Origin of the sequence: Sphingomonas sp. TDK1 (assembly GCF_001650735.1) — a bacterium.
Lineage (GTDB): Bacteria > Pseudomonadota > Alphaproteobacteria > Sphingomonadales > Sphingomonadaceae > Sphingomonas.
Map to the genome: position 1 here is coordinate 76580 of NZ_LXVY01000003.1, position 12334 is coordinate 88913.

7 protein-coding genes and 1 riboswitch are annotated in these 12334 nt (G+C 65.8%); of the genes, 5 read left to right on the forward strand and 2 right to left on the reverse strand.

Features of this window, described 5'->3' with window-relative positions; translation table 11 throughout:
* The first annotated feature begins 16 nt into the window (after positions 1-16).
* From A7X12_RS02485 to A7X12_RS02505, 5 genes are all read left to right on the forward strand, one after another.
* Positions 17-1273 (forward strand): MFS transporter, encoded by a 1257-nt coding sequence (locus A7X12_RS02485; RefSeq protein ID WP_064310076.1) that lies wholly within the window; start codon positions 17-19, stop codon positions 1271-1273.
* Positions 1270-3654, forward strand: coding sequence for a glycoside hydrolase family 31 protein (locus A7X12_RS02490; protein ID WP_064310077.1), 2385 nt, complete (start codon positions 1270-1272; stop codon positions 3652-3654). The genes A7X12_RS02485 and A7X12_RS02490 overlap by 4 nt, the downstream gene beginning before the upstream one ends.
* A 116-nt stretch (positions 3655-3770) precedes the next feature.
* Positions 3771-6086 carry a TonB-dependent receptor gene (locus A7X12_RS02495; RefSeq protein ID WP_232318286.1) on the forward strand — a complete coding sequence of 772 codons (2316 nt, stop codon included), beginning with the start codon at positions 3771-3773 and terminating at the stop codon, positions 6084-6086.
* Positions 6087-6375: 289 nt separating this feature from the next.
* Complete coding sequence (locus tag A7X12_RS02500; RefSeq protein WP_232318288.1) at positions 6376-8658, forward strand: TonB-dependent receptor; 2283 nt, start codon at positions 6376-6378, stop codon at positions 8656-8658.
* Positions 8659-8715: 57 nt separating this feature from the next.
* Entirely contained in the window at positions 8716-10026 is a 1311-nt protein-coding gene (locus tag A7X12_RS02505; RefSeq protein WP_064310079.1) for an alpha/beta hydrolase family protein, read from the forward strand.
* A 6-nt stretch (positions 10027-10032) separates the two neighbouring features.
* Here the strand turns inward: A7X12_RS02505 and A7X12_RS02510 are convergent, their stop codons facing one another.
* Together A7X12_RS02510 and A7X12_RS02515 are read right to left on the reverse strand one after the other, a co-directional pair.
* A complete protein-coding gene (locus A7X12_RS02510) occupies positions 10033-11418 on the reverse strand; it encodes an L-serine ammonia-lyase (RefSeq protein ID WP_064310253.1) in 1386 nt (461 codons plus the stop codon).
* A gap of 102 nt (positions 11419-11520) precedes the next feature.
* Positions 11521-11610: riboswitch (glycine riboswitch) on the reverse strand.
* A 28-nt stretch (positions 11611-11638) separates the two neighbouring features.
* A complete protein-coding gene (locus tag A7X12_RS02515; protein WP_064310254.1) occupies positions 11639-12319 on the reverse strand; it encodes an HAD hydrolase-like protein in 681 nt (226 codons plus the stop codon).
* Positions 12320-12334 lie beyond the last annotated feature (15 nt).

Below are 12334 nucleotides of genomic sequence, written 5' to 3' on the forward strand. Positions count from 1 at the left end.
GGGCGGTGGAAGGTATATGCGGGGCATTCCCCATCTTCGTTGGTGGATTGTCGGGCTGATCTGCGCCGGCACTATTGCCAATTATCTTGCACGCAATTCGCTAGGGGTGCTGGCACCCGAGCTGAAGACTGTGCTGCACATGACGACCCAGCAGTACAGCTACGTCGTTGGTGGATTTCAACTTGCCTATACCGTGATGCAGCCGATCGCCGGCATGATCGTCGATCGCATCGGGTTGCGCGCCGGGTTCGCCTTGTTCGGCGCTGCTTGGTCCGTCGCCAACATGCTGCATGCGCTGGCCGCGGGTTGGCTTGGGCTGGTGTTCTTCCGCACGCTGCTCGGCGCGTTCGAATCCGCTGCCATACCCTCGGGCATCAAGGCCATCGCCGAATGGTTTCCGGCTCGAGAGCGATCGGTTGCGGTCGGCTGGTTCAACGCCGGCACCTCCCTCGGTGCGCTGCTCGCGCCCCCGGTCGTGGCGATCGTCATGATCTATACGGACTGGCGGATGGCCTTTGTGGTGACCGGCGCGGTCGGGCTGCTCTGGTCCCTCGCCTGGTGGGCCTTCTATCGCAGCCCGGGCGCGCATCCCGCGATCACCGAGAAGGAACGCGCGCTCATCGCGGAGGGGCGGCCGAAGCCGGTCGCCCGGCGCGCCACCGCGCGGGAGATCCTCACGACAAGGCGCTTCTGGGTCATCGCGGTGCCGCGCTTCCTTGCCGAACCGGCCTGGCAGACCTTCAGCTTCTGGATCCCGATCTACCTCGCGACCGAGCGTGGGATGGACATCAAGCAGATCGCGCTGTTCGCCTGGCTGCCATTCCTTGCCGCTGATCTGGGCGGTGTGCTCAGCGGCTATTTCTCCCCCTTCCTGGTCAAGCGCTTCCATTTGCCGCTGATCACTTCGCGCGTCACCGGCGTCGCGCTCGCCGCCGTGCTGATGATCGCGCCCGGCTGCATCGGTCTGGTGACGAGCCCCTATGTGGCGATCGCCCTGTTCTGCATCGGCGGGTTCGCACACCAGGTGATCTCCGTGCTGATCAACACGCTGTCGGCCGACGTGTTCACCGCCGAAGAGGTTGGGGTGGCCAACGGCTTCGTCGGCCAGGCCGGCTGGACTGGCGGCCTGTTGTTCTCGCTGCTGATCGGGCAGCTGGCCGACACGGTCGGCTATGCGCCCCTGTTCGGCATGCTTTCCGTTTTCGACATCCTCGGCGCGATCGTGCTGATCGCCGGCCTGCGCCATCTTCGCCTTCCGGAGTCCGTGAAATGAGACGCGCCACGCTTTCCAATCCCCCGCGCTTCGTCGTCGCCGCGGAGGGGCAGGGGCGGATCACGCTGGAATCCGATACCGGCGCCGTCGCCCATCTGTTCGTGCTGGAACAGGACATGGTGCGCCTGCTGCTGCTCGCGAACGGGGCTGTCACCAGCCCGCCGAGCTGGGCGATCGCGCCGGGGCAGGCGGATATCGCCGAGCCTGGTCGCGACCGGATGGACGTGTCGGGCTTCAGTTGCCCGGCCTATCGCCTCACCCACGACGCCGAGCAGCTGGTGCTGGAGACGAACCGCATCCGCCTCACCGCGCGGCTGCACGGGCTGCACTGTCGCTGGGAGCAGCGCGACGACGACAATTGGCGGCTGATGGCCGAGGATCGCCCGACCCACGCCTATGACTTCGGCTGGTGGGACGGCAAGGCGCATCATTATGTGGCCCGCCGCCCTGGCGAGCGCTTCTATGGCCTGGGCGATCGCACCGGTGACGCCAATCGCGCCGGCCGCCGCTTTCGCCTGACCAACCTGGATCCGATGGGCTATGATGCGGAGACGAGCGACCCGCAGTACAAGTCCATCCCCTATGTGCTCGTCGCGGATGCGGAGGGGTGCTGCCACGGCGCCTTCTACGATACAGTCGCAGACGTCGCTTTCGATTTTGGCCGCGAACTGGACAATTACCATGGGCCCTATCGCCACATGGTGGCGGACCATGGCGACGTCGACCTGTGGATGATCGCCGGCCCCGATCCGCTGGCCGTCACCCGGCGCTTCACCTGGCTGACCGGTCGCCCGGCGCTGATGCCGCGCTGGTCGCTTGGCTATTCGGGCTCGACCATGACCTATACCGACGCGCCCGACGCGGCAGCGCAGATGGGCGGGTTCCTCGACAAGCTGGCCGAGCATGACATCGGCTGCACCTCTTTCCATCTGTCGTCGGGCTACACGTCGATCGGCGACAAGCGCTACGTGTTCCAATGGAACCGCGACAAGTTTCCCGATCCCAAGGCGTTTGTCTCCAGCTACGCAGACGCTGGCGTCGAGCTGGTGCCGAACATCAAGCCGGCACTGCTGCGCAGCCATCCGCGGTATGACGAAGTCGCCGCCGCGGGCTATTTCGTCGCGGATGAGCATGGCCAGCCGGTCGAGGCGCAGTTCTGGGACGAGGTCGGCAGCTATATCGACTTCACCAACCCGGATGCCGCCGCCTGGTGGCGCGCACAGGTGAAGTCCGCGCTGCTCGACAATGGCATCCGGTCGACCTGGAACGACAACAACGAATATGAGGTGTGGGACGCCCGCGCGCGCTTCGCTGGTTTCGGCACCGCGATTCCGGCAGCGGCGATGCGGCCGGTGCAGCCGCTGCTGATGATGCGCGCGTCGCGTCGCGCGCAGCTTGAGGCGCGGCCGGACGAGCGTCCCTATGTGGTGACCCGCGCCGGCATGGCCGGTTTGCAGCGCTATGCCCAGACCTGGACCGGCGACAACCGCACCGAATGGAAGACGCTCCGCTACAATGCCCGCATGGCGATCGGCCTGGCATTGTCCGGCGTGTCGAACAGCGGGCATGATGTCGGCGGCTTTGCCGGGCCGGCGCCCGACGCGGAATTGCTGGTGCGCTGGGTGCAGGCGGGTGTGCTGATGCCGCGCTTCAGTATCCATAGCTGGAACGACGATCGCACCGTCAACGAGCCGTGGATGTACCCGGCGGCGCTGCCGGCGATCCGGGCGATGATGCGCTTGCGGCAGCGGCTGGTGCCGTTCTTCTACGATCTGCTGCATCGCTACCATGCGGACTATGCGCCGATGGTGCTGCCGACCTGGGCGGTCTTCCCGCAGGATCCCCAATGCTGGGTGGAAAGCGACGAACATCTGCTCGGCCCCGATCTGCTCGCCGCGCCCGTGGTTGAGGCGGGGGCCGTCGAGCGCAGCCTGTATCTCCCGGCCGGGGCGGAATGGACTCATGTGTGGACCGGTGAAACCTTTACTGGTGGCGCCTGGGTGACGGTCCCCGCGCCGCTGGACGGGCCGCCGCCCCTGTTCGCGCGGCACGGTTCGGCAATGCTGGTCGACCTCGCCGAGGGCGGCTGGCGTTCGGCGGAGCCGCAGCGCGGCCTGTGGCTCTTCCCGCCGCGGGAAGGCGCGTTCCGCTGCGATGCCATCGAAGATTCCGGCGACGGGCAGGCCATGACCACGCGCTGGCAGATCGAAGGTGACGCTACGGCCGCAACCATCCATATCCGAGTGGGGATGATTGGTACTACATTGGATGGCGAAATGCTGTCCTTGTTGATGCCAATTGGTGACCATAGGCAAGTGATCGTGGAAGGTTACGATGCTATTAGTGTTGCCTTGCAGCAACGATTTCACGTTTCCGAGTAGTAAAAAACGATTGTATATCGTGGTTCCCCGATATTTCTCGGAGTGATGCGGAACCTATTGTCCAGCGCTCTAAAAATAAATTGCGGGTTGAACCCTGCTGGACAAGGGGAGTATTAATGAGAGGTTACCAAGTATCTGTCGCGCATGCCGCGCTTGTTGCGGCATGCATGGCGGGCAGTGCGCAGGCGCAGACGCAGACCCAAACCGTTGATACGTCGGCCGCCACTACCACCGCCGTGGCAGGTGCCGCCGCAGCCCAATCTGCAGGCAAGGCAGCGCAGGACGACGTCGAGATCATCGTCACCACCACGGCGCAGAAGCGCTTCGAAAACATCCAGAACGTCCCGCTCGCGGTGCAGGTGGTCACGCCTGCCCAGCTCGAAGCGCAGGGCGTCCGTCACTTCCAGGATCTTGGCAAGGTCGCGCCGTCGCTGACCATCCGCCCGGCCGAACATCCCGTCAACGCCAACGTGTCGCTGCGCGGCGTCGGTACCTTCGCGTTCGGTATCGGCGTCGAGCCCAGCGTCGCCGTGACGGTGGACGGTGCCGCACTTGCCTTCCAGGCCCGTGCCTTCACCGATCTGCCCGACGTGGCGATGATCGAAGTGCTGCGCGGCCCGCAGAGCACGCTGTACGGCAAGGCGGCTTCGGCCGGTCTGATCAAGATCATGACCACGCAGCCGACCAACGACTTTCATATCAAGGCCAATGCGACCGTCACCGACGACAACGAATATGGCGGCAACTTCAGCGTCAGCGGCCCGCTGAACGAGAAGCTCGGCTATGTGTTCTCGGCCAGCTATTCCACCTGGGACGGCAACGTCAAAAACCTGTTCAACGGCCAGAACGTCAACGGTCGCGAGACGCTGAATACGCGCGGCAAGCTGAAGTGGAAGGCGGCGCCGGACGTCACCTTCACGCTTTCGGCCAACTATCTGAACGGCAACACCACGGTCGGGCGTCCCTTCGTGCGCATGTCGCCGACGGCGCAGCTGCGCGGTACCCCCGGGCAGACCAGCAACGTGGTGCTGCCGGGCGTGACCATCGGCATGCTGAATCAGACCGTCAGCAACGACTATAATTCTCGGACCAAATATTGGGGCTATGGCGGCCTGCTGCGGACCGACATCAATGTCGGCAAGCTGCAGTTGCTCGGCCTGACCAGCTATGACCGCTTCCGTCTGGACGATTATCTCGATCATGACGACACCGCGTCGACGACGATCAAGAATCTGCAGATCGGTGCCTTCAAGTCGAAGCTGTTCACGCAGGAAATCCGCCTGCTCTCACCGGGTACCGATGCGTTCCGCTACGCGCTGGGCATCTATTACGCCGATACCCGCTTCCAGCGCCCGTTCGCCCGCGGCCCGGCCTACTCGATCGCGGACTGGTTCGCGACGTCGCGCTCGCGCCAGATCGCAGCGTTCGGCCAGATCGACTGGGAGTTCGTGCCCAAGCTGACCGCGACGGTCGGCGGTCGCGCGCAGAACGAACGCGTCCAGTATACCTTCCGCGACAATGTCCCCGCCACCCGCGGCAGCTGGGCGGGCCATGCCAGCGACAACGCCACCACCTATCGCCTGGGCCTGAACTACCAGGCGACGCGCGATGTGATGCTCTTCGGCAGCTACGCCACCGGCTACAAGGGCCAGACCTATGATCTGACCACGGGCTTCAACACCGCCCGCGCCAATGCCGGCCCGATCAAGCCGGAGACGTCGAAGGACAAGGAGTTCGGCATCCGCACCCAGTTCTTCGATCGCCGGATGACCTTCAACGTCACCTATTTCGATACCAACTACACCAACCTGCAGGCGCAGACGATCGAGACCCTGTCGGACGGTACCACCAACTTCCGCCTGACGAACGTCGGCGGGATGAATACCAAGGGCCTGGAGTTCGAGCTGGCGGTGCGTCCGATCCGCGATCTCACGCTCACCGGCGCGGCGACCTATCTGGATGCGACCTACACGTCCTATCCGGTTGCGCAGTGCTTCCCGACCCAGAGCGCCGCGCAGGGCTGCCAGCAGCTCACGCCGACCTCGCCGAAGTTCCAGAACCTGACCGGCACCCGCGCCGTGCAGGCACCGGAGTGGAAGACCTCGGCCGGACTGGACTATGCGCCCGCGCTGACCGAGACGTTGAACGGGGTTGCCCAGTTCAGCTGGCAGTACCAGTCGAGCGTCTATTACGCCGCGCGGGATCCGCAGCAGTTCCAGCCCGGGTTCAGCATCTTCAATCTGGCCTTGGGCGCTCGCGACCATCACCGCCGCTGGGAAGCGACGGTCTTCGTCAACAACCTGTTCGACAAGCAATATTATCCGTCGCTGATCAACTCGGCGGGGAACTGGGGCAACCAGCTGGCGACCCAGGCGATCCTCCCCCGCGACTTCCGCCGCTATGGCGGCATCCGCATCGGCGTGAACTACTGATACCTTTCGTCAAACGACGCGATCAGGGCGGGAGCAAGTCTCCCGCCCTAATTTTTTCGCGGGGCGACCAAACGTTTGCAGTAATGTTGCCTATGCGCAACAGGTGTCGATCCGATATCGCAAACCTTCTCAATAATCATCAAGCAAATTTGGGAAATCAGCCCTTTGTCCTACAATTGTGAGGACAGAACGACCTGCGCGCCAACGGAGCACGCAGGCGCTCGATAGGAGAGGAGGGATGAGTTCACCTTCCAAAGGGGCATGATTAATGAGGGGTTACCAGTTTCCGTTGCGTACGCTTGCGCTCGCCGCATCGTTCCTGAGCGGTGTCGCACACGCAACCGCCGCGGAGGAGCACCGCGAAGCAGCGACGGCGCCGGCCCAGGCCGCGAAGCCGGTGAAGGATGACAATGAGATCATCGTCACCACCACGGCGCAGAAGCGTTTCGAGAACATCCAGAACGTGCCGCTCGCAGTGCAGGTCGTCACGCCCGCCCAGCTCGAGGCGCAGGGGGTCCGCCACTTCCAGGACCTCGGCAAGGTCGCCCCGTCGCTGACCATCCGCACCGCCGAGAACCCGGTGAACTCGAATGTCTCGCTGCGCGGCGTCGGCACCTATGCCTTCGGTATCGGCGTGGAGTCCTCGGTCGCGGTCACTGTCGACGGCGTTCCGCTTGCCTTCCAGGCACGCGCCTTCACCGATCTGCCCGACGTGGCGATGATCGAAGTGCTGCGCGGCCCGCAGAGCACGCTCTACGGCAAGGCGGCCTCGGCCGGCCTCATCAAGATCATGACCACCCAGCCGACCAATGATTTCCACGTCAAGGCGAACCTGCTCGCCACCGACGACAAGGAATATGGCGGCAATTTCAGCGTCACCGGCCCGATCAACGAAACGCTGGGTTATGTCTTCTCGGCCAGCTATTCCAACTGGGGCGGCAACGTCCGCAACGTGTTCGACGGAAAGGACGTCAATGGCCGCGAGACGCTGAGCACGCGCGGCAAGCTGAAGTGGAAGGCGTCGCCGGACGTCGTCTTCACCGCATCGGCGAACTATCTGAACGGTAACACCACCGTTGGCCGTCCGTTCATCCGCATGGCGCCGGGCGCCTTGCTGCGCGGCCAGCCGGGCCTGACCGCCGACGTGATCCTGCCGGGCATCAAGATCGATCCGCTGAACCAGAAGGTCGCGAACAACGATCGCGCCGGGACCAAATATTGGGGCTGGGGCACCATGCTCCGCACCGACATCAACATCGGCAAGATGCAGGTGCTGGGCCTGACCTCGTACGACAAGTTCCGCATGGACGATTATGTCGACCATGACGATACCGTCGCGCCGGGGCCGTACGGCCGCAACACCCAGGTGGGCGCGTTCAAGTCGCACCTGTTCACCCAGGAAGTCCGCCTGCTGTCGCCTGGTACCGACGCCTTCCGCTACGCCCTCGGCGTCTACTATGCGAATGTCGGCTTCCAGCGTCCGTTCAAGCGCGGTCCGGTCTTCTCGCTGGCCGACTGGTTCGCGACCTCGGGCTCGCGTCAGATCGCCGCATTCGGCCAGATCGACTGGGAGTTCGTCAAGAACCTGACCGCCACCGTCGGCGGTCGCGCACAGAACGAGCGGGTGAAGTACAGCTTCCTCGACAAGAACCTGGCGGTTCCGGCCAGCTGGTCCGGTCACGCCAGCGACAACGCGACGACCTATCGCCTGGGCCTGCAATATCAGGCGATGCGCGACGTGATGCTCTTCGGCAGCTACGCCACCGGCTACAAGGGCCAGACCTACGATCTGACCACCGGTTTCAACCAGAACCGTGCCGATGCCGGCCCGATCCGTCCGGAAACGTCGAAGGATAAGGAAATCGGCGTTCGCACCCAGTTCTTCGGTCGCCGGATGACCTTCAACGTCACCTATTTCGACACCAACTACAAGGACCTGCAGGCGCAGACGATCGAGACGATCAACGGCACCAGCAACTATCGCCTTACCAATGTCGGCGGGCTCAACACCAAGGGCCTGGAATTCGAGAGCGCGGCGCGCATCCTGCATGATCTGACGATCAGCGGCGCGGCGACCTATCTCGATGCGACCTACACCTCGTTCCCGGTCGCGCAGTGCTACCCGCTGCAAACCGCGGCGCAGGGCTGCGTCCAGTCGAAGCCGGCGTACCAGAACCTCACCGGCACCCGCGCCATCCAGGCGCCGGAATGGAAGGCCAGCGCGAGCATCGAATACACGCCCGCGCTGACGGAAAAGCTGAACGGCGTGTTCCAGGGCAGCTGGCAGTATCAGTCGAGCCTGAACTATGTCGCCCGCGATCCCGAGACCTTCCAGCCGGCCTACAGCATCTTCAACGTGAGCGTGGGCGTCCGCGATCACAAGCGCCGCTGGGAAGCGACGCTGTTCGTGAACAACCTGTTCGACAAGCAATATTACCAGTCGCTGGTGAACACCGCTTCGAACTTCAACACCAGCAGCGTTGCGAACGCGCCGAACACCATCGCCACCCAGGCGGTGCTGCCGCGTGACTTCCGCCGCTATGCGGGTATCCGCTTTGGCATGAATTACTGATACACCCGATGCGCTGGGGCGGGGGCAAGACCGCCGCCCCACAATCGGGAGACAGGAATGATCGGCAAAGGGTGGGTCGCGGTTGCAGCGTGTGCAGCCGCGATCTTTTCATGGGAGGGACGGGCCCAGCAGGCGCCGGCGCGGCCCAGCGTCGACGCGCCGGAACTGGCGGCGCTTGGCAGCTACGGGATCGGTGTCGCGGATCTGGAATTCGTGCAGCCCGGGCGGGCAGACCCGCTCCAAGGCGCAGACAAGCCGGCCATCGTCGACCGGCACATCCCCATCAAGCTCTGGTATCCCGCCGCAGCCAAGGGACCGGGCACGCGCTACTCCACCGCGTTGCCGGGCGAGAAAGGCACGGACGTCGCGTTCGAGGTGCCGGGACTGGCGACACCCGGCGCTGCGGCAGCCAAGGGGCGCTTCCCGCTCGTCATCCTCGCCCACGGCTATAGCAACACGCCCGAGGTGCTGTCGTGGCTCGGCGAGAATCTCGCGAGCAAGGGCTATGTGGTGGTCGCACCCGCCTTTCGCGATCCGCCGATCACCATCCGCACGCCTGCCGCGCGCGCGGGCCCGCTGACCAGCCGGCCGCTCGACATCGCCTTCGTCGCGGCCGAGGCGCAGCGGCGCGCGCGAAGCGGGCAGGGTGCCTTCGCGGCGGCCGATGCAGGGCGCGCGGCGCTGATCGGCTATTCGATGGGCGGCTATGGCGTGCTCACCGCCGCCGGCGCACCGCTGGATCCGGCGGTCGCAGCGGCGACCCGTGGCGCGCTCGCACCCTATGTGGCCGGTTCCGAGAAGGCCGATGCGCTGAAAGTTGCGGACCTCAAGGCGGTCGTGGCGATTTCGCCCGCGAGCAATCTCTACGGCACGCCGCTTTGGGCGGCGCCCGGCGTGGCGGCGATCCGCGCGCCGACGCTTTTCGTCGTCGGCAGCCAGGACCATGTCGTCGGCTATGATCCGGGGGTGCGCACGCTGTTCGACCAGGCGGTGCATGCGCCGCGCTACCTGCTAACGTTCCGCGAGGCGGCACACAGCATCGCGCTGATCGGTGCGCCGCCGGCGATGCGCGAGAGCTTCTGGGATCTCGACTGGTTCGAGGACGCGGTGTGGCGCAAGGACCGGCTGATGGCGGTGCAGGCGCATTTCATCACCGCCTTCCTCGATCGCTATGTGAAGGGCGAGGACGCCAAGGCCGCTTATATCGACGGCCTCGTGCCCAATTCGAACGACGGCAAATGGCCGGGCGCTCCCGGCGGCCGCTATGCGGGATTCAGCCCCGGCGCGCCCGCCTCTACGATCTGGAAGGGCTTCCAGCCCAGCCGCGTCTCGGGGATGAACTTCGAGTTCAAGCCGGCCCAGCCCTGAGCGGGTTCAGCACTCGACGACGTTGACCGCCAGGCCGCCGAGGCTCGTCTCCTTGTATTTGGAGCGCATGTCGAGGCCGGTCTGGCGCATCGTCTCGATCACGGCGTCGAGCGAGACCTTGTGCGTGCCGTCGCCGTGGAGCGCGAGCATCGCGGCGTTGATCGCCTTCACCGCGCCCATGGTGTTGCGCTCGATGCAGGGGATCTGCACCAGCCCGCCGATCGGATCGCAGGTGAGGCCCAGATTGTGTTCCATGCCGATCTCGGCGGCATTCTCGATCTGCGCGTTGCTGCCGCCGAGCGCCGCGGCGAGTCCCGCCGCCGCCATCGAACAGGCGACACCGACCTCGCCCTGGCACCCCATTTCCGCAGCGGAAATCGACGCCTGGCGCTTGTAGAGGATGCCGATCGCGGCGGCGGTGAGCAGCAGGCGGCGGCTTCCCGCCTGGGTCGCGTTGCCGACGAAGCACTCGTAATAGCGCAGCACCGCCGGGATCACGCCCGCCGCGCCGTTGGTGGGGGCGGTGACGACGCGGCCGCCCGCGGCATTTTCCTCGTTCACCGCCAGCGCCCAGAGGCTAACCCATTCGAGCACGGAGGCCGGCTCGACGCGGGGGCCTCGGGCCATCAGCTTCTGGTGCAGCTTGCGTGCGCGGCGGGGCACTTCCAGCCCGCCCGGCAGGATGCCGTCCTGCGCCATGCCGCGGTCCATGCACGCGTTCATCGCCGCATGGATGCCGTCGACGAACGCCAGCGTCGCCGCATCGTCGCGCCAGCCGCGCTCGTTGGCGAGCATCAGCCCGGCAATGTCGAGCCCGAGTTCGTCGCAGCGTTCCAGCATTTCACGGGCGCTGGCGAAGGGGTGGTTGGTGCCGGCGGACAGGCCTGCCGCCGCTTCCTCGCCCTCACGCCGGATCGCGCCGCCGCCGACCGAATAATAGGTCCGCTCCAGCACCGCGCCGTCGACCAGCGTGGCGCGCAGCTTCATGCCGTTGGGATGGCCGGGGAGGAACTGGCGCTTGCGGAACTTGAGGTCGGCCTCGGGATCGAACCCCACCGGGGCGGTGCCGTTCAGCAGGATGCGGCGCTCGGCGGCGATCTGCGCGAGCATCGGTTCCACCGCATCGGGGTCGACGCCGTCGGGCCGCTCGCCGGCCAGCCCCAGCACCACGGCGCGATCGGTGGCATGGCCCCTGCCGGTGAGGGCCAGCGAGCCGAACAGCTCGCAGCACAGCTTGGTCACCGCGCGGCCGTCCGCGACCACCCAGGCGGCGAAGTCGCGCGCGGCGCGCATCGGCCCTACGGTATGCGAACTGGATGGCCCGATGCCGATGGTGAACACGTCGGTGATGCTGATCGGCCCTGCATTCGGCCCGACGCCTTTGGTCGCCACGGAACCCGTCTCCTGAAACACTCGGTTGCGGGCCCCTTCTGTCCGTTTGCCTGAGATCGCTATCCCGTCGGCGGGCGCGCGGGGCGCCACTCTCCAGAATGTGGTGGCCGGAAGGTCCTTTTGCCTGAGAGTTTCCGGGGCGGTTGCTCCTTCGGCGATCCGGTTTCCCGGATTCTCTCCCTTTCCGACAGCGTGTGTTTCGCCGTGGGACCTCGCGCTGTCAAACGCTGATTGGCCGGAGCGCCGCCAGCGCGGGCAGCAGTTCGGCGAAGGAATCGATCACGGCCTCTGCTCCCAACGTCTCCACGGGTACCGGCGAGAAGCCGAAGCTGCACGCGATCACCGGGATGCCGGCGCCGTGCGCGGCCTGCACGTCAAACATCGTGTCGCCCACGAACGCCGCCGGCCCGCCGCAGCGCCGGAGCATCTCCAGCACCGGCACGGGGGAAGGCTTGGTCGTGTTCGGGCCCATGGTGTCGCCGCCGATCACGCAGGCGAAGCGCGGGAGCAGGCTGGTCGCCTCCAGCAGCGGTCGGGCGAGGCTTTCCAGCTTGTTGGTGACCACCGCGAGGGTGACGCCGCGTTCCGCAAGCGCGTCCAGCGCCTCGACAAGGCCGGGATAGGGGTGGGTGTCTTCGGCGATATGCTCGGCATAATGCGCGACGAACGGCGCATACATGCGTTCCACCGCGTCCTCGCCACCGCCGCCGGTGGCCTCGACCGCCTCGCGGATGAGGGTGCGGACGCCGCGCCCCACCATCCGCAACACCTGCTCCATCGGCAGCGACGGTCGCCCATCGGCCAGCAGTACATGGTTCAGCGTGGCGGCCAGGTCGCCGCTGCTGTCGAGCAGCGTGCCGTCGAGATCGAAGCCGATCGTGGCGAAGGGGAAAGCGGACATGGCCGCGCGCATGGC

What these genes read in the sequence shown, in the direction of transcription:
- A7X12_RS02485 (WP_064310076.1), top strand. Translation starts at nt 17, where the DNA reads ATGCGGGGCATTCCCCATCTTCGTTGGTGGATTGTCGGGCTGATCTGC.
- A7X12_RS02490 (WP_064310077.1), top strand. Translation starts at nt 1,270, where the DNA reads ATGAGACGCGCCACGCTTTCCAATCCCCCGCGCTTCGTCGTCGCCGCG.
- A7X12_RS02495 (WP_232318286.1), top strand. Translation starts at nt 3,771, where the DNA reads ATGAGAGGTTACCAAGTATCTGTCGCGCATGCCGCGCTTGTTGCGGCA.
- A7X12_RS02505 (WP_064310079.1), top strand. Translation starts at nt 8,716, where the DNA reads ATGATCGGCAAAGGGTGGGTCGCGGTTGCAGCGTGTGCAGCCGCGATC.
- A7X12_RS02515 (WP_064310254.1), bottom strand. Translation starts at nt 12,319, where the DNA reads ATGTCCGCTTTCCCCTTCGCCACGATCGGCTTCGATCTCGACGGCACG.